This window comes from Paraburkholderia phosphatilytica, from assembly GCF_003443895.1.
Taxonomy (GTDB): Bacteria; Pseudomonadota; Gammaproteobacteria; order Burkholderiales; family Burkholderiaceae; genus Paraburkholderia; species Paraburkholderia phosphatilytica.
The window spans coordinates 62,083-83,935 of sequence record NZ_QQOA01000003.1; the positions used below are offsets into that span (position 1 = coordinate 62,083).

General features: G+C 66.9%; 16 protein-coding genes. 8 read left to right on the forward strand and 8 right to left on the reverse strand.

Annotated elements, in window-relative coordinates:
* Positions 1–113 precede the first annotated feature (113 nt).
* From def to DVS29_RS03875, 5 genes are all read right to left on the reverse strand, one after another.
* A complete protein-coding gene (gene def, locus DVS29_RS03855) occupies positions 114–647 on the reverse strand; it encodes a peptide deformylase (protein ID WP_118179130.1) in 534 nt (177 codons plus the stop codon).
* Positions 644–2,689 carry an NAD-dependent DNA ligase LigA gene (gene ligA, locus DVS29_RS03860; RefSeq protein ID WP_118179131.1) on the reverse strand — a complete coding sequence of 682 codons (2,046 nt, stop codon included), beginning with the start codon at positions 2,687–2,689 and terminating at the stop codon, positions 644–646. The genes def and ligA overlap by 4 nt, the downstream gene beginning before the upstream one ends.
* A 204-nt stretch (positions 2,690–2,893) precedes the next feature.
* The gene (locus DVS29_RS03865) at positions 2,894–4,156 is read right to left on the reverse strand and encodes a cell division protein ZipA C-terminal FtsZ-binding domain-containing protein (protein WP_118179132.1); all 1,263 of its coding nucleotides are present in this window, start codon (positions 4,154–4,156) and stop codon (positions 2,894–2,896) included.
* A 102-nt stretch (positions 4,157–4,258) separates the two neighbouring features.
* Positions 4,259–7,777 carry a chromosome segregation protein SMC gene (gene smc, locus DVS29_RS03870; RefSeq protein ID WP_118179133.1) on the reverse strand — a complete coding sequence of 1,173 codons (3,519 nt, stop codon included), beginning with the start codon at positions 7,775–7,777 and terminating at the stop codon, positions 4,259–4,261.
* Between the two features lie 225 nt (positions 7,778–8,002).
* The gene (locus tag DVS29_RS03875) at positions 8,003–8,935 is read right to left on the reverse strand and encodes a DMT family transporter (protein WP_118179134.1); all 933 of its coding nucleotides are present in this window, start codon (positions 8,933–8,935) and stop codon (positions 8,003–8,005) included.
* Between the two features lie 318 nt (positions 8,936–9,253).
* On the opposite strand from DVS29_RS03875, the gene dapC reads away from it, so the two are divergent.
* The 6 genes from dapC to DVS29_RS38305 all read left to right on the forward strand — a co-directional run bounded on the left by dapC (position 9,254) and on the right by DVS29_RS38305 (position 15,999).
* Positions 9,254–10,489 (forward strand): succinyldiaminopimelate transaminase, encoded by a 1,236-nt coding sequence (gene dapC / locus DVS29_RS03880; protein ID WP_118179135.1) that lies wholly within the window; start codon positions 9,254–9,256, stop codon positions 10,487–10,489.
* A 69-nt stretch (positions 10,490–10,558) separates the two neighbouring features.
* Positions 10,559–11,386: a 2,3,4,5-tetrahydropyridine-2,6-dicarboxylate N-succinyltransferase gene (gene dapD / locus DVS29_RS03885; protein ID WP_118179136.1), complete on the forward strand. Its 828-nt coding sequence runs from the start codon at positions 10,559–10,561 to the stop codon at positions 11,384–11,386.
* Positions 11,386–11,760, forward strand: a complete 375-nt coding sequence (locus DVS29_RS03890) for an ArsC family reductase (RefSeq protein WP_118179137.1) — start codon at positions 11,386–11,388, stop codon at positions 11,758–11,760. Before dapD ends, DVS29_RS03890 begins: the two co-directional genes overlap by 1 nt.
* 119 nt (positions 11,761–11,879) lie before the next feature.
* Entirely contained in the window at positions 11,880–13,019 is a 1,140-nt protein-coding gene (gene dapE, locus DVS29_RS03895; RefSeq protein ID WP_118179138.1) for a succinyl-diaminopimelate desuccinylase, read from the forward strand.
* Positions 13,020–13,071: 52 nt separating this feature from the next.
* Positions 13,072–13,959, forward strand: coding sequence for a 50S ribosomal protein L3 N(5)-glutamine methyltransferase (gene prmB / locus DVS29_RS03900; protein ID WP_118179139.1), 888 nt, complete (start codon positions 13,072–13,074; stop codon positions 13,957–13,959).
* 192 nt (positions 13,960–14,151) lie between these two features.
* The gene (locus tag DVS29_RS38305; RefSeq protein ID WP_240655450.1) at positions 14,152–15,999 is read left to right on the forward strand and encodes a cardiolipin synthase; all 1,848 of its coding nucleotides are present in this window, start codon (positions 14,152–14,154) and stop codon (positions 15,997–15,999) included.
* Between the two features lie 34 nt (positions 16,000–16,033).
* Here DVS29_RS38305 and DVS29_RS03915 read toward each other — a convergent pair whose 3' ends face one another.
* Positions 16,034–16,513 (reverse strand): glutathione peroxidase, encoded by a 480-nt coding sequence (locus DVS29_RS03915; RefSeq protein WP_118179140.1) that lies wholly within the window; start codon positions 16,511–16,513, stop codon positions 16,034–16,036.
* A gap of 167 nt (positions 16,514–16,680) precedes the next feature.
* On the opposite strand from DVS29_RS03915, the gene DVS29_RS03920 reads away from it, so the two are divergent.
* Together DVS29_RS03920 and DVS29_RS03925 are read left to right on the forward strand one after the other, a co-directional pair.
* Positions 16,681–18,648, forward strand: coding sequence for an ATP-binding cassette domain-containing protein (locus DVS29_RS03920; RefSeq protein WP_118179141.1), 1,968 nt, complete (start codon positions 16,681–16,683; stop codon positions 18,646–18,648).
* A gap of 117 nt (positions 18,649–18,765) precedes the next feature.
* Complete coding sequence (locus DVS29_RS03925) at positions 18,766–20,016, forward strand: CaiB/BaiF CoA transferase family protein (RefSeq protein ID WP_118179364.1); 1,251 nt, start codon at positions 18,766–18,768, stop codon at positions 20,014–20,016.
* A 25-nt stretch (positions 20,017–20,041) separates the two neighbouring features.
* On the opposite strand, the gene DVS29_RS03930 is transcribed toward DVS29_RS03925, so the two are convergent.
* Positions 20,042–20,269 carry a DUF2866 domain-containing protein gene (locus DVS29_RS03930; RefSeq protein WP_420816071.1) on the reverse strand — a complete coding sequence of 76 codons (228 nt, stop codon included), beginning with the start codon at positions 20,267–20,269 and terminating at the stop codon, positions 20,042–20,044.
* A 205-nt stretch (positions 20,270–20,474) separates the two neighbouring features.
* Positions 20,475–21,851 (reverse strand): DNA repair protein RadA, encoded by a 1,377-nt coding sequence (radA, locus tag DVS29_RS03935; protein ID WP_118179143.1) that lies wholly within the window; start codon positions 21,849–21,851, stop codon positions 20,475–20,477.
* Positions 21,852–21,853: the final 2 nt, after the last annotated feature.

The following is a 21,853-nucleotide window of genomic DNA, read 5'->3' on the forward strand; positions in this document are numbered from 1 at the left end:
CACGCAGCGGCAATTCGACAAAAAATGGGGCGCCGAAGAAAATCGGCGCCCCATTTTTCATCTCGCGGCATTTCAATCGCAACACGCCCTCTACGCGGAGGGCACCGCAAACCTCAATCGTCACTCGTCGGATCGAGATCCGGAAACAGCACTTCGGTGAAGCCGAATTTCGAGAAATCGGTGATCCGCATCGGGTACAGCTTGCCGATCAGGTGATCGCATTCGTGCTGCACGACGCGCGCGTGAAAGCCCTCCGCGACGCGATCGATCGGATGCCCGTACTGGTCGAAGCCGTGGTAGCGGATCATCGAGAAGCGATTCACGACGCCGCGTAGCCCCGGCACTGACAGACACCCTTCCCAGCCCTCTTCCATATCCTGCGACACCGGCGTGATGGTCGGGTTGATCAGCACGGTTTCGGGCACCGGCGGCGCGTCCGGATAACGTTCGTTGTGGCCGAAACCGAAAATCACCAGTTGCAGGTCGACGCCGATCTGCGGCGCGGCAAGCCCCGCGCCGTTCACCGCGTGCATCGTCTCGAACATGTCCTTGATCAGCTCGTGCAGATCGGGCGTGTCGAAATGATCGACCGGGGCGGCGATCTGCAGCAGGCGCGGATCGCCCATCTTCAGAATTTCTCGGATCATGTTGTGTGCCCCTCCAGGAGCGTGCGCATACCGTCTTCGTCGAGTACGGGAATGCCGAGTTCCTCGGCTTTCGCAAGTTTGCTGCCGGCGTCGGCGCCCGCCACCACGTAATCGGTCTTCTTCGAGACCGACCCCGCTACTTTCGCCCCCGCTGCCTCCAGCATTTCCTTCGCTTCCTCGCGCGCGAGGTTCGGCAGCGTGCCGGTCAGCACGATCGTCTTGCCGGCCAGCACGCCCACCGGCGCCCTCGGCGCGGGCGGTCCTTCCGGCCAGCTGACGTTCACACGCAGCTGCTCGATCACCGTGCGGTTGTGTTCCTCGGCGAAGAACTGGTGGATCGCCTCCGCCACTATCGGACCGACGTCGTTCACTTCCAGCAGTTCCTCGACCGACGCATCCATGATCGGATTCAGCGAACCGAAATGCTTCGCGAGGTCTTTCGCCGTCGACTCACCAACGTGGCGGATCCCGAGCGCATAGATGAAGCGCGGCAACGTGGTGGTCTTCGCCTTCTGCAATGCGTCGAGCAGGTTCTGCGCCGACTTGTCGGCAAAGCGGTCGAGCGCGGCAAGCGTCGAGAATCCGACGTTGAAGAGATCCGCCGGCGTGCGGACCAGATTCTGCTCGACCAGCTGATCGATGATCTTTTCGCCAAGCCCGTCGATGTCGAGCGCGCGGCGCTGCGCGAAGTGCCACAGCGCCTGCTTGCGCTGCGCGGGGCACACGAGACCGCCGCTGCAACGCGCGATCGTTTCGTCCGGGAGCCGCTCGATCGCCGAGCCGCAGACCGGGCACTGGGTCGGCATCACGAATTCGCGCGCGTCGTCCGGACGCCGGTCGAGCACCGCGCCCACCACCTCCGGAATCACGTCGCCCGCGCGGCGCACGATCACCGTGTCGCCGATGCGGATGTCCTTGCGGCGCACTTCGTCCTCGTTGTGCAGCGTCGCATTCGTGACCGTCGCGCCGCCGACGAACACCGGCTCGAGGCGCGCGACCGGCGTGATCGCGCCGGTGCGGCCCACCTGCACGTCGATCGCGACGAGCTTCGTTAGCGCTTCCTGCGCGGGGAATTTGTGCGCGAGTGCAAACCGCGGCGCGCGCGACACGAAACCGAGCTTGTCCTGCTCGTCGCGCTGGTCGACCTTGTAGACCACGCCGTCGATGTCATACGGCAGCGCGTCGCGCTTTTCGCCGACCTTGCGGAAAAAGCCCAGCAGCCCGTCGACGCCCTGCACCACCGCGCGCTCGCCGTTCACCGGCAGGCCGAGTTCCGCGTACCAGTCGAGCAGCCCGCTATGCGTGGCCGGCATCTCGAAGCCGTCGAGCACGCCGATCCCGTACGCGAAGAACGACAACGGCCGCTTCGCCGTGATCTTCGGGTCGAGCTGACGCAGGCTGCCGGCCGCCGCGTTGCGCGGATTCGCGAACTCGCGCTGCTCGGCCTCGCGTTGACGCTGATTCAGGCGCTCGAAATCGCGCTTGAACATCAGTACTTCGCCGCGCACGTCGAGCACCTTCGGGATGCGCTTGCCTTTCAGCTTCAGCGGAATCGAGCGGATCGTGCGGACGTTTTCGGTGACGTCTTCGCCCGTCGTGCCGTCGCCGCGTGTGGAGGCCTGCACGAACTGGCCGTCCACATAGCGCAGCGAAATCGCGAGGCCGTCGAATTTCAGTTCGCACGCGTAGTCGACGGGCGTGCGGCCCAGCGCATCGGACACGCGCTTGTCGAACGCGGCGATGTCTTCGTCGGCGAAACCGTTGTTGAGCGACAGCATCGGCGCGTCGTGCACGACCGGCTGAAAACCGCTCGCCACTTCACCGCCGACGCGCTGTGTGGGCGAATCCGGCGTGATCAGATCGGGGTGTTCGGCCTCGATGCTTTCCAGCTCCTTGAAGAGCCGGTCGTACTCGGCGTCCGGCAGGTCCGGCTGGTCGAGCACGTAGTACGCGTGGTTCGCGCGTTCGAGCTCCGCGCGCAATGAGGCGGCGCGCTCGGCCGGCGACTGCGCGGCGGATGTCTTGGCGGTGGATCGGGCCATGCTGTCTCGGTTTGGCGGGTTCGGTCAGTCACCCAATTATCGCAGGAAGCCGGCGCGGATGGGTCCGTAGCACAGCAGCGGGTGTGCGTACGCGGACGCTCAACGGCGGCGAGAAAAACACAAGGGCCGGGCTGTGTCGAACACAGAACCCAGCCCTTTGTCAGCGCGCCTTACGGCGTCGCGCGTCGATGCTTCCCGGAAGCCTTACTGGCTGAACAAGCGCCGCGTGGCCGGCGAGCCCGCCGGAATGCCGGCCTGCTCGAGCTTCGCGTACAGCGTCATGAGCTGCTTCTCGATGGAGAGCAGCGCCGCTTCCGGCAACTGGCGGCGCTGATCGTCGACCACCCGGCCGCCGATGCGCTCCGCGAGCGACTTCGCGTAGTCGCACATCAGGCGGAACGGCAGGATGTCTTCGTCCGCGACCGGCACGTCGAGCACCAGCGTGATCATCTGGCCGCCCTTGTACGTCAGGTCGTCGCGCAGGAAGTTGGTGTCGCCGAACTGCAGCATGAAGACCGGGCTCTGCTTGCCGTCGAGCTTCACGAAGCGCGTGCCGTCGCGCGACAGCAGCAGGCCGTCCTGCGACGCGACCGCCTGCACGTAGTTCGCGGACCACGGCGCGCCGTCGGACAGCACGTTGATCGACAGCTGCGCGTCGCACTGCGCGGCGAAGCCGTCGAGTTCGCGCGCCATCGACACCGTCTCCATCATGTCGGGGAATTCGGGCAGCGCGTCGAGCGCATCAGCGAACTGCTGCACGCCCGTCACGAACTCCGAGAATTCGAGCTCGTTGAGCGGCCCGTTGCGGTTGGCAAGCTGCGCCGCCGCGCGCAGCTCTTCATAGCGCTCGCCGCCTTGCAGCAGCTCCCACGCACCGCCGCCTTCGGGCCGGCCTTCGATATACACCGGCTTGCTGCCGGCGCGGCGCAGCTTCTGCGCAAGCGGAATCGCCTTCTCGGCCGGTACGACCGACGCCGGCCGGATCGGCACGATGCAGTCGATGCGGCGATCCACCACCGTGGGCGGCGCCGCGGAGATCGTGGTCGCGGCGGGCAGGATCGGCTCCGCGCGGTCGTCCGCCGCACCGTCCTCACCGCGGCTTTCCGCGTCGGCGCCGGCGGGCAGCTCGTCGCTCATGCCCGGCGCGCCGTTCGGAATCGTGGTTTCGGCCTGGATGTCGGCCGGCGTATCGAGCGGGGCGACGCCGCCGAAGGTCGGCTCGACCCGCGCGCCCGCATCGCCGCCACCCGCTTCGCCGATCGACGGCTCGCGGCGCGTCACCGGACGGGCCGGTTCGATGAACGGGCTCTGTTCCTCATGGTCGTGCGCGAAAGTCTCAGCGGCGTCGGCGGGCATCGGCCGCGGCATCCTGCGGCGCACCTTCGCGCCCTGCCACGCGTTGTACACCACCACTCCCCCGACCACCACGGCACCCGCGCCGATCAAACCGAGCGTCAACTCGTCCATGCATGCTCCATCAGCAATTCTTCTTTCTGGGCCACGGCGCAGCAGCCCGTTCCGGCGGCACGCATGGCCGCCTCACGGACGCGCAGATTCACGTGGCGCGAATCAAACGATATTCTGCGCGAATCCCGCGGCCGTTTCCATGTCGACCGCGACGATGCGCGACACGCCCTGCTCCTGCATCGTCACGCCGATCAGCTGCTGGGCCATCTCCATCGCGATCTTGTTGTGCGAGATGAAGAGGAACTGCGTCTTCGACGACATCGCGCGCACGAGGTTCGCGAAGCGCTCCGTGTTCGCGTCGTCGAGCGGCGCGTCCACTTCGTCGAGCAGACAGAACGGCGCCGGATTCAGCTGGAACATCGCGAACACCAGTGCCGTCGCGGTGAGCGCCTTCTCGCCGCCCGACAGCAGGTGAATCGTCGAGTTCTTCTTGCCCGGCGGCTGCGCCATCACCTGCACGCCGGCATCGAGAATCTCGTCGCCCGTCATGATGAGCTTCGCCTGGCCACCGCCGAAGAGGCGCGGGAACAGCTCGCCGAAGTGACGGTTGACCTCGTCGAACGTGCCTTGCAGCAGCGTGCGGGTTTCCTGGTCGATCTTGCGGATCGCGTCTTCGAGCGTTTCGATCGCGCTCGTCAGGTCGGCCGACTGCGCGTCGAGGAAGGTCTTGCGCTCCGTCGCCGCCTTCAGCTCGTCGAGCGCGGCCATGTTGACCGGCCCGAGCGCGGTGACTGCGTTGTTGATGCGCGTCACTTCGCCCTGCAGGTACGACGGCTTCATGTCCGACGTCAGCTTCGCCTGCAGTTCGGCTTCGTCGACGCCCGCGGCCGTCAGCTGCTCGATGAACTGCTCGGCGTTCAGGCGCGCGGCCTGCTCTTTCAGCTGCAGCTCGGTGATGCGGTCGCGCAGCGGCTGCAGCGAGCGTTCGGCCGTGAGCCGCGTTTCGTCGGCGGCGCGCAGCTTCGCGGTCAGATCGTCGAGTTCGAGGCGCGCGGCGTGCAGCGCCTCTTCCTTCACCGCACGGATTTCGAGCGCATCGTGCAGGCCGGTGTGCGCGGTCTGCTGGTTGATGGTCTCGAGTTCCGCGCGGGCGTCTTCCAGCGAGCCGTCCACCCGCTCGCTCTGCTCGTGCGCGACCTGGATGCTGCGCTTCAGTTCGTCGATGCGGTTCGCCATGTTGCGCGCGGCGAAGCGCGCGTCGGTGGCGGCGCGGTCGAGATCGCGCGCCTGGCCACGCGCGGCGGTCAGTTCTTCGTCCAGCGCTTCGAACGCGAGCTGGTGATCTTCGAAACGCGCCTGCAACTCCGCGAGCTCGCCGTCGTGGCGCTCGAAATTCGCTTCCGACTCCGCCCGCAAAGCGCGCTGCTCGTCGATCTGCGCGGTGATCTCTTCGAGTTCCTCACGAATCTGCGTATTGCGCGCGGTGTAGCGCTCGTGCGCCTGGGTCAGCTTCAGCACGTCCATCTGCAGCGCGTGCACGCGCTGCGTCGCGCGCTCGGCCTGCGCACGCACGTCGGCGAGCGTCTGGGACGCCTGCGTATGCGCAGCTTCCGCACGCACCGCGGCGGCCTTCGCCTCTTCGGCGAGCAGCGCCTGCGCGCGCACCTGGCGCGTCAAATTCTCGATTTCCTGCTGGCGGGCGAGCATGCCGGCCTGTTCCGAATCGGCCGCGTACAGCTGCACGCCGACCCGCGTTACCACATGCCCCGCCTTCACGACGAACACGCCGCCGGCTGGCAGCTGCGAACGCATCGACAGCGCCTGCGCGAGGTCGTCGGCGACGAACGCGTTGCCGAGCCAGTCGTTCAGCACCGCGCGCAAGCCGGCATCGTCGATCCGCACCAGCGACAGCAACGGGCGCAGCGCGCCCGGCGCTTCAGCCGGCTGGGCCGCCGCGGGCGGCGCGTAGAAAGCGAGCTTCGCGGGCGGCGCGTCGGTCGCGAACGCCTTCACCCAGTCGAGGTTCGATACTTCGAGCGCGGCGAGGCGTTCACGCAGCACCGATTCCAGCGCCGTTTCCCAGCCGGCCTCGACATGCAGCTTCTTCCACAGACGCGGCAATGCACCCAGTTCGTGACGGTCGAGCCACGGCTGGATCTTGCCTTCCGTCTGCACGTTTTCCTGCAGCTGCTTCAGCGCGGCGAGGCGCGCCTCGAGCTGATGGATCTGCGCGCTTTCGGCCTGCACGCGCTCCTGCGCGCTGCGCCGTTCGCCATCCAGGCGCGGCACGGTTTCCTGCGCATCCGCGAGGCGATCCTGCGCTTCGCGCAGCACTTCCTCGTGCTCGGCGAGCTGCACGCGCAGTTCTTCGAGCTGCGCCTCGTCCGGCGCATCGAGCCCGCCCGCTTCGGTCTTCAGACGTTCGTGACGCTGCTGCAATTGCTGCAGCTGCTGGTCCGCGTTGCGCTGATGCGCGGCTTCGAGCTTCAGCGCCTGCTCGGTCTGCGCGATGCCGCCGCGCTCGTCGTTGAGCTGCGTCTGCGCGTCGCGCCAGCGCGCTTCGAGCGCGGGCATCGCGTCGTGCTTCGCGGCGGCTGCGTCTTCGGCCTGCGCGGCCTTTTCATCGGCCATCGCGAGCTGCTCTTCCGCGTCTTCGATATCGCTCTGCGCCTTCTGCGCCTGCGCCTGCCACTGCTCGCGCTGCGCGACGAGCGCCGCGATCTGCGCCTGCACGCGGTTGCGCGATTCGACGATGAACTTGATCTCGGCTTCGAGCCGGCTCACTTCGGCGTTCGCTTCGTAGAGCGCGCCCTGCGCGCCCTGCATCGCGTCGCTTGCCGAGTAGTGCGCGACGCGCAGCGTTTCGAGTTGCGCTTCCACTTCGCGCAGCTTCGCGGTCTGCGCTTCGAGGTCGATCTGCGCCTGTTCGATCGCGCGTTGCTGACGCTGCTGCTCGGTGCCCGCCTCGTTCTTGCGCAGCAGCCACAGCAGGCGCTGCTTCTCTTCGCCCTCGGCCTGCAGTTCGCGGAATTTCGTCGCGACGACCGCCTGCCCTTCGAGCTTCTCGAGATTCGTGCCGAGCTCGCGGACGATGTCTTCCACGCGCGTCAGGTTCTCGCGCGTGTCGTGCAGCCGGTTCTCGGTCTCGCGGCGGCGTTCCTTGTACTTCGACACGCCCGCGGCTTCTTCGAGGAACACGCGCAGCTCTTCCGGCTTCGCCTCGATGATCCGCGCGATCATGCCCTGCCCGATGATCGCGTACGCGCGCGGCCCGAGGCCGGTGCCGAGGAAGATGTCCTGGATGTCGCGGCGGCGCGCCGGCAGGTTGTTGATGTAGTAGCTCGACGTGCCGTCGCGCGTCAGCACGCGCTTGACGGCGATCTCCGCATACTGGCCCCACTGGCCGGCGGCGCGGCCGTCCGCGTTATCGAACACGAGTTCGACGCTCGCGCGGCTGCCGGGCTTGCGCGCGGTCGAGCCGTTGAAGATCACGTCCTGCATCGATTCGCCGCGCAGTTCGGACGCGCGCGATTCGCCGAGCACCCAGCGCACGGCATCGATGATGTTGGATTTGCCACAGCCGTTCGGACCGACCACGCCGACGAGCTGGCCCGGAACCTGGAAGTGTGTGGGATCGACGAAAGACTTGAAGCCAGCGAGTTTGATCGAGGTCAGACGCACGGCGATATCGCTGATTGAAAAGGGAAAATCGGATCGGACCGTGCCGCCTTGTCACGCCACCCTGACGATGCGCAGGATGGCGGGACAGCGACGCGGCCCGCTGGAATCACGGACGCCACATACAGCAATGCCGCAAACGAACGACCGGCTGATGCGTGTTGCGCGAGCACGATGCGGACACTCGCTACCACGGACAGCCGGCGCGCCTGCGGCGGGCAGTGGCAATCATACCATCGCGGGCGGCGGGTCCCGCCGCGCCGGCGCTTCGTTTCGCGCGCGATGCACCCACCTCGACAGCAGCGACGCCGCGACGATGCACGCGCCGCCCGCCCACTCGCGCGGCCCCGGCGTTTCGCCCGCGAGCAGCCACGCGGACAGCGCCGTGATCACGATCTCGAACAGCATCACGATCGACGCCCGGTTGGCCGGCACCCGCGCGAGCCCGTACTGCACCAGCATGTTGTTCGACGCGAGCACGAAGCCGAGCCCGAGCACCAGCAGCAAGGCCATCGCGAGCGGCTCGCCCACCGGATGCCGCGGCATCGCTTCGAACAGCGACGCGCACGAACTGAACAGCGCCGCGCCGCCGAAGATCGTCGCGGTGCGCATTTCCGGCTTCATGTCCGGCAGCACGCGGCTCATCTTCACGATCAGCACGTTGCTCATCGAAAAGCCGATGCCGGCCGCGAGGCCGCCCCATTCGGCGAGGCTCGCCGGCATCGGCAAGCCCAGCTGCGGCGACCACAGCATCAGCATCGCGCCCGCCAGCGACAGCGCCGCGAGCGCCGAGCCCGCCCACGTCAGGCGTTCGCGCAGGATAAAGTGCGCAAAAAGCGCGGTCCAGGCCGGCGTCAGATAGAAGAGCAGTAGCACGCGCATCACCTCGCCGTGGATGCAGCCCCACACGAAGCCGAGATTCGTCACGCCGGACGCGAGCGCGAGCAGCGGCAGCAGCCAGTGCCAGCGCACCGTCGCGATCGTGCTGCGGCGGACCACCAGCACGAAGATGCACGCGGCCGCGCTCGTCAGCGCGCTGGCTGCGGTGCCGGTCACGCCGAGCGCCGCGAGATAGCGCAGCGGATACCAGACGAGGCCCCATACGGACGCGCCCAGCATGATCGCAAGCGTCGGCCAGCTGTTGCGAAGCCACGGGTTCATCGCGTCGCGCTCCTGACTGCTGCTACTGCCGCGGTGCCGCCGTTGCGCAACCCATGCATGCGGGCTGGATCGACGTGGCGAACGCCCCTCGGTGACTGCATGAATGCTCCCAAGCTTGTTTGAACTGTCTTTTCCACTTCCGCTTCGCTATCTGAACAAAACCCGCGAAGCCCTCGAACGCGCTGCCCACGCGGGCTGGCGGCCTGTAGCCGCGTTATAATCGAACGCTTTACGCGGGCGGCCGCTGGCCTTTAAGCGGCGCGGTGCCTGCACCGCGATCCCGCGCCCGTCCTGCCTTTTCGTTCCGCCCGAGCCAAAGTGAATCCGTTACTCGACTCTCTCCAGACCTACCCGTTCGAAAAGCTGCGCGAGCTGTTCCGGGGCGTCACGCCGAACGCGGACCTGCGTCACATCAGCTTCGGCATCGGCGAACCGAAACACCCTACGCCGCCGTTCATCCGCCAGGCGGTGATCGATGCGCTGGGCGGCCTGGCCTCGTACCCCGCGACGCTCGGCTCCGAGCCGCTGCGCGAAGCGATCGCGCGCTGGGCCACGCAGCGCTACCATCTGCCGCCGCTCGACCCGAAAACCCAGGTGCTGCCGGTGGCGGGCTCGCGCGAGGCGCTCTTCGCGCTCGCGCAGACGGTGCTGGATCCGACCCTCGGCGGCACGAACGCGACGCGCGATCCGGCGCAACGCGCCATCGTAATCTGCCCGAACCCGTTCTACCAGATCTACGAAGGCGCGGCGCTGCTCGGCGACGCGGAGCCGTACTTCGTGAACAGCGATCCGGCGCGCAACTTCGCGTGCGACTACTCGGTCGTGCCCGACGACGTCTGGGCCCGCACGCAGCTCGTCTACGTGTGTTCGCCGGGCAATCCGACCGGCGCGGTGATGACGCTCGACGACTGGCGCGAACTTTTCGCGCTGTCGGACCGCCACGGCTTCGTGATCGCATCGGACGAATGCTATTCGGAGATCTACTTCGACGAAGCGACGCCGCCGCTCGGCGGGCTGCAGGCTGCGCATCAGCTCGGCCGCGGCTACGAGCGTCTCGTGATGCTGTCGAGCCTGTCGAAGCGCTCGAACGTGCCGGGCATGCGCTCGGGTTTCGTCGCGGGCGACGCGGCGATCCTCAAGCAGTTCCTGCTGTACCGCACCTATCACGGCGCCGCGCTGTCCACCGTCTACCAGACCGCGAGCATCGCCGCGTGGAACGACGAAGCGCACGTGCGCGAAAACCGCGCGAAATACGTGCAGAAGTTTTCCGCGGTGACGCCGATGCTCGCCGACGTGCTCGACGTGCGCCTGCCCGATGCCGCGTTCTACCTGTGGGCGAACGTCGCGCGCACCGGTCTCACGGATACCGCGTTCGCCCAGCGCCTGTACGCCGACTATAATGTGACGGTTCTGCCCGGCTCGTATCTCGCGCGCACCGCGCACGGCACGAATCCGGGCCGCGACTTCGTGCGGATCGCGCTCGTCGCCGAGCCCGCCGAATGCATCGAAGGCGCGCGGCGCATCGTCGAGTTCTGCCGCGCGCTGGGCCGTTAGGTTTTTTCGCACGGCTCTTCGCATCGCGCTGCCCTCTTCCTCAGACATCAACTTCCAGAAGCCACCAACATGTCGCAACAACTTCAGCAGATCATCGATACCGCCTGGGACAACCGCGCCGAGCTGTCGCCGAAGTCGGCGCCCGCCGACGTCCGCGACGCGGTCGCGCACGCGCTCGAGCAGCTCGACAAAGGCGCGCTGCGCGTCGCCGAGAAGAAGGACGGCGAATGGGTCGTGAACCAGTGGCTGAAGAAGGCGGTGCTGCTGTCGTTCCGTCTCGAAGACAACGCGCCGATGCCGGCCGGCGGATACTCCCAGTTCTACGACAAGGTGCCGTCGAAGTTCGCGAACTACACCGCTGAAGACTTCGCGGCCGGCGGCTTCCGCGTGGTGCCGCCCGCGATCGCGCGCCGCGGTTCGTTCATCGCGAAGAACGTCGTGCTGATGCCGTCGTACACGAACATCGGCGCGTATGTGGACGAAGGCACGATGGTCGATACGTGGGCCACCGTCGGCTCGTGCGCGCAGATCGGCAAGAACGTGCACCTGTCGGGCGGCGTGGGCATCGGCGGCGTGCTGGAACCGCTGCAGGCGAACCCCGTCATCATCGAAGATAACTGCTTCATCGGCGCGCGCTCGGAAGTGGTGGAAGGCGTGATCGTCGAGGAAAACTCGGTGATCTCGATGGGCGTGTACCTCGGCCAGAGCACGAAGATCTACGATCGCGAAACCGGCGAAGTGAGCTACGGCCGCATTCCGGCCGGCTCGGTCGTCGTCGCGGGCAACCTGCCGGCGAAGGACGGCACGCACAGCCTCTACTGCGCGGTGATCGTGAAGAAGGTCGACGCGAAGACGCGCGCGAAGGTCGGCCTCAACGAACTGCTGCGAGGCGACTGATGGCGCGCGGAGGCAAGCGCACCGTCGTCGTGTACGGCATTCCGAACTGCGACACCGTGAAGAAAGCGCGCGTGTGGCTCGAGGAACACGGCGTCGAGTTCGAGTTTCACGACTTCAAGAAAGCCGGCGTGTCCGAACCGCTCGTGCGCGACTGGCTGAAGGACGTGTCGCTCGAATCGCTCGTCAACCGCCGCGGCACGACATGGCGCGCGCTGTCGGACGACATGAAGGCCGAGGCCGATAGCGAAACCGGCGCGATCGCGCTGATGATCCACAAGCCGTCCGTGATCAAGCGGCCGGTGGTCGTGGTCGACGGCCGCGTGAAGACGCTCGGCTTCGCGGCGGAGCAGTACGAGACGCTGTTCGGCTCGTAGTTCGAGCTGATCGCGGGCTCGCTGTTCGGCTGCTTGCGTCCGCGCTTCGAATACACGCTGTTGCCGGCCCGGCCCACCGCCAGGCCGGCATTTTTTCATCTGAAAGTGGTACTGAATCCATGTCCGGCACGCTTGCCCTTACCGAACAGCTGATCGCCCGCGCGTCCGTCACGCCAGACGACCAGCACTGCCAGCAACTGCTGATCGAACGCCTGTCGGCGCTCGGCTTTCACTGCGAGACGATCGAATCGCACGGCGTCACCAACCTGTGGGCGGTCAGGCGCGGCACCGACGGCGCGGCCGGCAAGCTGCTCGCGTTCGCGGGCCACACCGACGTCGTGCCGACCGGCCCGCTCGAACAGTGGAGTTCGCCGCCGTTCGAACCGACCCATCGCGACGGCAAGCTGTACGGCCGCGGCGCGGCGGACATGAAGGCGTCGATCGCCGGCTTCGTGGTGGCGAGCGAGGAGTTCGTCGCGAAGCATCCGCAGCATCGCGGCTCGTTCGCGTTCCTGATCACGAGCGACGAGGAAGGCCCCGCCACCGACGGCACCGTCAAGGTTATCGAAGCGCTGCAGGCGCGCGGCGAGCGGCTCGACTACTGCATCGTCGGCGAACCGACGTCGTCCGCCACCCTGGGCGACATGGTCAAGAACGGCCGGCGCGGCTCGATGTCCGGCACGCTGATCGTGAAGGGCGTGCAGGGTCACATCGCCTATCCGCATCTCGCGAAAAATCCGGTGCATCTGCTTGCGCCCGCGCTCGCCGAACTCGTCGCCGAGCGCTGGGACGAAGGCAACGAATACTTCCCGCCCACCACCTGGCAGGTGTCGAACCTGCACAGCGGCACCGGCGCGACCAACGTGATCCCGGGTCACGCGGACGTGATGTTCAATTTCCGCTTCTCGACCGCGAGCACGGTGGAAGGCTTGCAGCAACGCGTGCACGCGATCCTCGACCGCCATGGCCTCGACTACGAACTGACGTGGACCGTGAGCGGCCTGCCGTTCCTCACACCGCGCGGCGAGCTGTCGGGCGCGCTCGAACAGGCGATCCGCGCGGAAACCGGCGTGACGACCGAACTGTCGACGACCGGCGGCACGTCCGACGGCCGTTTCATCGCGCGCATCTGCGATCAGGTGATCGAGTTCGGGCCGCCGAACGGCAGCATCCACAAGATCGACGAGCACGTCGAAGTCGCGTTCATCGAGCCGCTGAAGAACGTATACCGGCGCGTGCTCGAACTGCTGATCGCGTAATGGCCGCACCGCTGGCCGCACCGCTATCGAACATCATCCGGGAGACCTTGCGATGACGACCACCCCCTTCGTGACCATCCGCGACCTGCTGCGCTTCGCGGTGACCCGCTTCGGCTCCGCCGGCCTCGCGTTCGGCCACGGCTCGACCAATGCGTACGACGAAGCCGTGTACCTGATCCTGCACACGCTGCATCTGCCGCTCGACATGCTCGATCCGTTTCTCGACGCGCGCCTGACCGAGGCCGAGATCCAGACCGTGCTGGCCGTGATCGAACGACGCGCGGCCGAACGCGTGCCGGCCGCGTACATCACGCGCGAAGCGTGGATGCACGGCGTGCGTTTCTATGTCGACGAACGCGTGATCGTGCCGCGCTCGTTCATCGGCGAACTGCTGCAGGACGGACTGCAGCCATACGTCGAAGACCCTGAACAGGTGGAAGCGGTGCTCGAGCTGTGCACCGGTTCGGGCAGCCTCGCGGTGCTCGCCGCCGACGCGTTTCCGTACGCCGACGTCGATGCCGTCGACCTGTCCGCGCCCGCGCTCGAAGTGGCGCAGCGCAACGTGCACGAGCACGGGCTCGACGAGCGGATCGCGCTGTTCGAAGGCGATCTGTTCACGCCGCTGCCCGAGCGCCGCTACGACGTGATCATCACGAATCCGCCGTACGTGAACGCGGAATCGATGAAGGCGCTGCCGCCCGAATACCGTCACGAGCCGGAAATGGCCCTTGCGGGCGGCGCCGACGGCATGGACATCGTGCGCCGGATCATCCGGCAGGCGCGCAACTGGCTGACCGAAGACGGCATTCTCGTCGTCGAGATCGGCAACGAACGCGAGCATGTCGAAGCGGCGTTCGGCGGCCTCGAGATCGTGTGGCTGTCCACCAGCGCCGGCGACGACAACGTGTTCCTGATTCAGGCGGTCGATCTGCCGGTGTAAAGCACCGGATGGGGGCGGACGCGTCAGTTTGCTGCGGCGCGGCGCTGCCCACCGCGCAGGCGGGCCTGGTAAGATGAGCGCATCGGCGATCCGCTTCACGCCAGCCGCCCGCTTCGGCCGCGCGCCTTCGTCCGGCGTGCTCCGAACGACACGGCATAACGCGAAGATCGCACCGCAGTATTTCGGACACTTATGCATCTCGACTGGCTACATCTCGGCAGTGTCGTCGTCGTCGCGCACATCCTCGGTCTGATCGCGGCGTGCCACGCGGTCATGAACACGCGCACGTCGCAGGGTGCCGTCGCGTGGGCCGTGTCGCTCGTCGCGATGCCGTACTTCACGCTCGTGCCGTATCTGTTCCTTGGCCGCAGCAAGTTCGCGGGCTACGCGGACGCGCGGCGCATCGAGAACGAGCTGATGCGCCGCCGCGCGCACCCGCCGGAGTGGGACCGGCAGTCGTCGTCGGGCCTGCCGACCGATGCGCTCGGCCAGCAGCTCGTGCGCTCGCTGACACAGCTGGGCGGCATGCCGTTTCTCGCCGGCAACACGGTCCGCACGCTCGTGAACGGCGAAGCGACGTTCGCCGCGATCCTCGACGCAATCGAGCACGCGCGCCGCTACATCATCGTGCAGTTCTTCATCGTGCGCGCCGATCCGCTCGGCGAGATGCTGAAGGACGCGCTGATCGCGAAAGCCGCCAGGGGCGTGCGCGTGTACTTCCTGTACGACAGCATCGGCAGCTTCGACCTGCCGCACCGCTATATCGCGGCGCTGCGCGCGGGCGGCGTCGAAACGCATCCGTTCGCGACCAACCGGCGCTTCGTGAACCGCTTCCAGCTCAACTTCCGCAACCATCGCAAGATCGTGTCCGTGGACGGCGAGCGCGCGTTCGTCGGCGGGCACAACGTCGGCGTCGAGTACCTGGGCGCCAGGCCGCCGCTGTCGCCGTGGCGCGACACGCACATCGAGGTGCACGGGCCCGCGGTGGCGAGCATCCAGTTCGTGTTCACCGAAGACTGGCACTGGGCAACCCAGCAGTTGCCGGCGTTTCCGATGCAGGGCGCTGAGGATGCCGATGGTGCCGAGAGTGCCGAGGCCGCGGAAACTGACGATGGCAGCGCCGCTCGCGGCCCAGCAGCAAAGTCAGCACAGGCGACCGCAGCGCAGGCGATCCGCGCGCACGAAGCGACGACCTCCGCGGCATCTGCCCGCATCGAAGCGGACCTCGCGCACGAGCGCGCCGCGATGCAGGAAACCGTCACCGCTTCACCGACCCAGCAACAGACGCAGCGGCAGACGCAAACCATCGCCGTGACGATGGCGAACGCCGGCATCGTGCTGCCGCCCTCCCCGGCCGCGATCACGACCGGCGCGGCGGCCATCATGCATCAGACGCTCGCGACAGCCGCCGCAACACCAGCCGCCACACCGACCGCACCGAACGGCGGCGACGAACGTTCCGCGACCGGCTCCGCGAAAGGTCCGCAAACGGACATGCACTGCCTCGTCGTGCCGACGGGCCCCGCGGACCGCTTCGAGACCTGCTCGCTCTTTTTCGTCGAATCGATCAACGCGGCACGCGAGCGGGTCTGGATCACGACGCCCTACCTCGTTCCCGACGAAGCCGTGCTCGGCGCGCTGCGCCTCGCGGTGCTGCGTGGCGTGGACGTGCGGATCCTGATTCCGTCGCGGCGCGATCACTACGTGGTGTTCGAGGCGTCCAAGCTGTACGCATTCGACGCGGTGCGCTCCGGCATCCGCATCTTCCGCTACCGCCCGGGCTTCCTGCATCAGAAGGTCGTGCTGATCGACGACGTTGCCGCGGCAATCGGCAGCGCCAATCTCGACAACCGCTCGTTCCGCCTGAACTTCGAGGTGATGGTGCTGACCGTCGACCGCGGCTTTGCCGCCGAAGTCGAGGCGATGCTGCTGCGCGACTTCGCGGACGCATACGAGATCGATCGCACCGAGTACCGTCGCGCGCCAGCGTGGCGCCGCGTGACGATGCACCTCGCGCGGCTCTTCTCGCCGATCCTCTAGCGCCTCCGTTCCAGCGCATGCCGCACAGCGGCTTTTACAGCAGCTTCTCGATATCGGCCGTGAGCGCGTCGGGCTTCGTGGTGGGCGCGTAGCGTTCCACGACGTTGCCGTCCCGGTCCACCAGAAACTTCGTGAAGTTCCACTTGATGCCCTCGAGCCCGAGGATGCCCGGCGCCTCGCTCGTCAGATGGCGGTACAGCGGATGCGCGCTGGCGCCGTTCACTTCGATCTTGTCGAACATCTGGAACGTGACGCCGTAGTTCTGCTCGCAGAAGCTGCCGATCTGCCCGGCGTCGCCCGGTTCCTGCTTGCCGAACTGGTTGCACGGAAAGCCGAGCACCTCGAGACCGCGCGCCGCATACTCCTCGTGCAGTTTCTGCAGGCCCGCGTACTGCGGCGTGAAGCCGCATTCGCTCGCCGTGTTGACGATCAGCAGAACCTTGCCCCGATAGCGGTCCAGCGAGATCGTCTCGCCGTTGAGCGCCTGCGCGGTGAACGTGTAAATCGTGCTCATGGGTGGTGTCCTCGGAAACTGGGAACCCGCAGTCTAGGCGAATTGCGCGCATCAGTGCACCTGGCCGGATGGCTAGCCGGACGGACGATGCCGCGCATGGCCATCCGGTCGATCCCGTGGCCGGCGGCAGCAGTCTAGAATACGGGTTTTCTCCTTCGTGGCACGCTGTGATCCGCTTCAACCAGTTCAGTCTCGCGCGCGGCACCAAGCCGCTCTTCGACAGCACCTCGTTCACGCTCAATCCCGGCGAAAAGGCCGGGCTGGTCGGCGCGAACGGCGCCGGCAAATCCACGCTCTTCTCCGTGCTGCGCGGCGAACTGCACGCGGATGGCGGCGATGTGGCGCTGCCGCCGTCGTGGCAGATCGCGCACGTCGCGCAGGAAACCCCGGCGGTCGATAGAACCGCGCTCGCGTACACCCTCGACGGCGACGCCGCACTGCGCGCGATCGAAACGCGTATCGCCGCCGCTTCCGCCGCGCACGACGGCGCCGCGGAAGCCGAAGCGCACACCGCGTTCGCCGACGCCGACGGCTACACCGCACCGGCACGCGCCGAGGCGTTGCTGCTCGGTCTCGGCTTCACGCTGGAGCAGACGCGCGAGCCGGTCGCGAGCTTTTCGGGCGGCTGGCGCATGCGCCTGAACCTCGCGCAGGCGCTGATGTGCCGCTCCGATCTGCTGCTGCTCGACGAACCGACCAACCACCTCGACCTCGACGCGATCGTCTGGCTCGAAGACTGGCTGAAGCGCTACGCTGGAACGCTGGTGGTGATCTCGCACGACCGCGAGTTCCTCGATTCGATCTGCAACGTCACGCTGCATCTGGAGCAGCAGCAGGTGAAGCGCTACGGCGGCAACTATTCGCAATTCGAAGTGCTGCGCGCGCAGCAGCTCGCGTTGCAGCAGAGCACCTACGAGAAGCAGCAGAAAACGGTCGCGCACCTGCAGAGCTTCATCGACCGCTTCAAGGCGAAAGCCACCAAGGCGCGCCAGGCGCAGAGCCGCATGAAAGCGCTCGAAAAGATGGAGCTGATCGCGCCGGCACACGCGGCCTCGCCGTTCACGTTCGAATTCCGCACGCCGGACGCCGCGCCGAACCCGATGCTCGTGATGGAAGACGTGCGCTGCGGCTACCGCCCGCCCGACGATCCGGCGGGCGAGATCGTAATCGTGAATGGCGTCACGCTGTCGATCCAGAGCGGCCAGCGTATTGGACTGCTCGGCGCGAACGGTCAGGGCAAGTCGACGCTGATCAAGACGCTCGCGGGCACGCTCGAAGCGCTCAGCGGCCACGTGCGCGAAGGCCGCGGGCTGCGCGTCGGCTACTTCGCGCAGCACCAGCTCGAAACGCTGCGCACGGACGATACCCCGCTGCAGCACATCGCGCGCCTCGCGCCGGATACGCGCGAGCAGGAGCTGCGCGACTTCCTCGGCGGCTTCAATTTCCCCGGCGAGATGGCCACCTCGCCGATCGGTCCGTTCTCCGGCGGCGAGAAGGCGCGGCTCGCGCTCGCGCTGATCATCTGGCAGAAGCCAAACCTGCTGCTGCTCGACGAACCGACCAATCACCTCGACCTCGAAACGCGTCACGCGCTGACGATGGCGCTCGCGCAGTTCGAAGGCACGCTGATCCTCGTGTCGCACGACCGGCACCTGCTGCGCGCGACGACGGACCAGTTCATGCTGGTTGCGAAGCATCGCCTTCAGCCGTTCGACGGCGACCTCGACGACTACCGCGACTGGCTGCTGCAGCACGCCGCCGAACAGCGCGCGGCGCTGAAGGCGGCAGCGAACGGAGCGACGGGCGATGGCACCGGCTCTGGCTCTGGTGACGATCTGAACGCCGGTTCGAACCGCAAGGAGCAACGCCGGCTCGAAGCGGAAACGCGCCAGCGTCTCGCGCATCTGAAGAAGCCGCTGCAGACGCGGATCGCGAAGATCGAGAAGGAAATGGATACACTGAATGCGGAGAAGGCGACGCTCGATGCATTCGTCGCCGACCCGGCAAGCTACGAGCCGGAGAAGAAGGCAAAGCTGACCGAGGCGATCAGGCGGCAGGCGGATGTTGCCGGACGTCTCGAAACGCTCGAAGCCGAATGGCTCGAAGCGCACGAAGAACTGGAACAGATCGGCTGACGCGAACTGCATTCGCAGGCACTAACGCAGGCACATGCGCATGCGTGCGTGCAACGCGCCAGCAAGACTCGACGTGAGGTGAACGTGTCGTCGTCCGAAGTACCTGTCAACGCTCCACTGCAAGGCCTGCGCGTGCTGGATCTGACGCGCCTCCTGCCCGGTCCCGTCGCCACGCTGCGGCTCGCCGAGCTGGGCGCCGACGTGCTAAAGATCGAGGCCCCCGCGGGCGCCGGCGACGAATCCCGCAAGATGATGCAGAGCAGCGCCGACCGCATCGCCGGCAAGCCGGGCGCGTTCTATCGCATCGTCAACCGCGGCAAACGCGAGACGCGGCTCGACCTGAAATCCGAAAACGGCCGCAAGGTGCTGGAAGCGCTCGCGCGCGAGGCGGACGTGCTGATCGAGAGCTTCCGGCCAGGCGTGATGGCGCGTCTCGGCGTCGGCTACGACACGCTGCACGCAATCAACCCGAAGCTCGTGTACTGCTCGATCAGCGGGTACGGTTCGCAGGGGCCGTTGTCCGCGCGGCCCGGTCACGATCTGAACTACATCGCGTATGCAGGCGTGCTCGACCAGCTGTCGTCGCGCGACGGCGTGCCGGTGCTGCCGAACTTCCAGATCGCGGATCTGCTGGGCGGCGCGCTGACAGCAGTCACGCAGATTCTCGCTGCGCTATGGCAGGTCGCGCGCGGCGGCAAAGGACGCTTCATCGACGTATCGATGACGCACTCCAGCTACTCGAACAACATCGTCGCGCACATCGCACTCGCCAACGCGCGGGCGCAGCAGGAAGCCGCGCCCGGCAGCAGGCCCGCGCCGGAACCGCACGACGCCACCCGCGCCGGCAAAGGCCTGCTGAACGGCGGCGTGCCCTGCTACAACCTGTACCGCACGCAGGACGACCGCTGGCTCGCAGTCGGCGCGCTCGAGTTCAAATTCTGGGAGACGTTCTGCAATGCGATCGGGCAGCCCGCGTGGGCAAGCCGCCACTGGAGCCAGGGTCAGGCGATCGGCGGCGCCGATGCGGCCGCGCTCGTCCATGACGTCGAAACGCTGATTGCAAAGCGGCCGCTCGATGAATGGGTTGCGTTGCTGGAGCCGCTCGACTGCTGCGTGTCGCCGGTGCTGACGCCGGACGAGGCGAGCCGCCACCGGCTGTTCGATCCGAATGCACCCGATGACGACGACGAGTTCGCGGATCTCGATCTGGAAGAGGATGATGACGCGGCAGTGCAGGAAGCGCGGCGACCTGCGCAACAGGACGACACGTCAGCTACGCCTCACACGCCATCCGACAAGGACACCGAAGCGAAGCCGCAACCCCAACCGCACAACCCGTGGCATACGACGCTGCAGCGGTTCAAGTAGCCCGGATGACAAGCGGCGCAAACACTCAGCGCCGCGGCAAGGTCTGACGCGGCGAGCCCTCGTCGTCGAGCAGCGTGTGCTTGCGGCCTTGAACGTGTTGCTGGATCGTCGCACGCACCTGCGCGACGGTCACGTCTTCGGCCACGACGCGACGCGAAATCTGCCCCGTCGCGTCGATCCATTCGACGATGCGGCACGAGCCGCCCCACGGCCGGTTGATCGGCTCGGACACACGGCACCCGCGCAGCCTCATCAGACGTTCGCTGGCGCTGGCTTGAGAAGACGGTTTCAAGAGTCGATCCTTTCCCGCTGGCACGGACTGATTCATGCGTCCAGCTTAGGGGAAATCACGAAGCCCAGGGGTTACAACGGCTAACGGCAACTTTACCGTCTATTACGTCTGAAATACGGTCACGTTCCCGTGCGAAACCTCCGGAATATCAGGGTGCGACACGCTGCTACTCGAGCGTGCGGATACGATCGATCGCCTGTTCGATACGCTCCACCGCGATCACGTTCAGCCCTTCCACCGGCTGCTTCGGCGCGTTCGCCTTCGGAATCAGCGCGACTGAAAAGCCGAGCTTCGCGGCTTCCTTCAAACGCTCCTGACCGCGCGGCGACGGACGGATCTCGCCCGCCAGCCCCACTTCGCCGAATACGATCAGCCCCTTCGGCAGCGGCTTGTTGCGCATCGACGAATGGATCGCGAGTAGCACCGCGAGGTCGGCAGCCGGCTCGGTGATCTTCACGCCGCCCACCGCGTTCAGGAACACGTCCTGATCGAAGCACGCGATGCCCGCGTGCCGGTGCAGCACCGCGAGCAGCAGCGCGAGACGGTTCTGTTCGAGGCCCACCGCGAGCCGCCGCGGATTCGGCACGTTCGCCGTATCGACGAGCGCCTGGATTTCGACGAGCAACGGCCGCGTGCCTTCCTGCGTGACCAGCACGCACGAACCGGGCACCGTCTGCTCGTGCTGCGACAGAAACAGCGCGGAAGGATTCGCGACGCCGCGCAGACCACGCTCGGTCATCGCGAACACGCCAAGCTCGTTGACCGCGCCGAAGCGGTTCTTGAACGCACGCACCAGCCGGAACGACGAGTGCGTGTCGCCTTCGAAGTACAGCACGGTGTCGACGATGTGCTCGAGCACGCGCGGCCCCGCGAGATTGCCCTCTTTCGTCACGTGACCGACCATGATGATCGCGGTGCCCGACTGCTTCGCGACGCGCGTGAGCTGCGCCGCGCACTCGCGCACCTGCGCGACCGAGCCCGGCGCGGACGTCAGCGCTTCGGAATAGATGGTCTGGATCGAATCGATCACCGCGACGTCGGGCCGTTCGGCATCGATGGTTGCGAGGATCTTTTCGAGCTGGATCTCGGCGAGCAGCTGCAGCTCGCTCGCCTTCGACTGCGGATCGAGCAGCGCCAGCCGCTGCGCGCGCAGCGCGATCTGCGCGCCCGATTCTTCGCCGCTCACGTAAAGCGCGCGCCGCTCCGCCGCGATCTCCGCGAGCGACTGCAGCAGCAACGTGGATTTGCCGATGCCCGGATCGCCGCCGATCAGCACCACGCCGCCCGCGACGAGACCGCCGCCCAGCACGCGGTCGAATTCGCCGACGCCCGTCGTGAAGCGCGGCACATCGGATGCCTCGATGTCCGCGAGGCGCTGCACCACGGCGGTTTTTGCGAGCCCCTGGAAGCGATGCGCGGACGGCGACTCGGCCACGCCCTCGACGAGCGTGTTCCATGCGCCGCACGCGGGGCACTGGCCCTGCCACTTCGGCGCCTGGCCGCCGCATTCGGTGCAGGTGTAAAGCGTCTTCTGTTTTGCCACGC

Excerpts from the sequence above, each read along its gene's own strand:
- DVS29_RS38305 (WP_240655450.1), top strand. The coding sequence starts at position 14,152 with ATGCATCTCGACTGGCTACATCTCGGCAGTGTCGTCGTCGTCGCGCAC.
- dapD (WP_118179136.1), top strand. The coding sequence starts at position 10,559 with ATGTCGCAACAACTTCAGCAGATCATCGATACCGCCTGGGACAACCGC.
- dapE (WP_118179138.1), top strand. The coding sequence starts at position 11,880 with ATGTCCGGCACGCTTGCCCTTACCGAACAGCTGATCGCCCGCGCGTCC.
- DVS29_RS03930 (WP_420816071.1), bottom strand. The coding sequence starts at position 20,269 with ATGAGGCTGCGCGGGTGCCGTGTGTCCGAGCCGATCAACCGGCCGTGG.
- DVS29_RS03890 (WP_118179137.1), top strand. The coding sequence starts at position 11,386 with ATGGCGCGCGGAGGCAAGCGCACCGTCGTCGTGTACGGCATTCCGAAC.
- def (WP_118179130.1), bottom strand. The coding sequence starts at position 647 with ATGATCCGAGAAATTCTGAAGATGGGCGATCCGCGCCTGCTGCAGATC.
- prmB (WP_118179139.1), top strand. The coding sequence starts at position 13,072 with ATGACGACCACCCCCTTCGTGACCATCCGCGACCTGCTGCGCTTCGCG.
- DVS29_RS03875 (WP_118179134.1), bottom strand. The coding sequence starts at position 8,935 with ATGAACCCGTGGCTTCGCAACAGCTGGCCGACGCTTGCGATCATGCTG.
- DVS29_RS03865 (WP_118179132.1), bottom strand. The coding sequence starts at position 4,156 with ATGGACGAGTTGACGCTCGGTTTGATCGGCGCGGGTGCCGTGGTGGTC.
- ligA (WP_118179131.1), bottom strand. The coding sequence starts at position 2,689 with ATGGCCCGATCCACCGCCAAGACATCCGCCGCGCAGTCGCCGGCCGAG.
- DVS29_RS03915 (WP_118179140.1), bottom strand. The coding sequence starts at position 16,513 with ATGAGCACGATTTACACGTTCACCGCGCAGGCGCTCAACGGCGAGACG.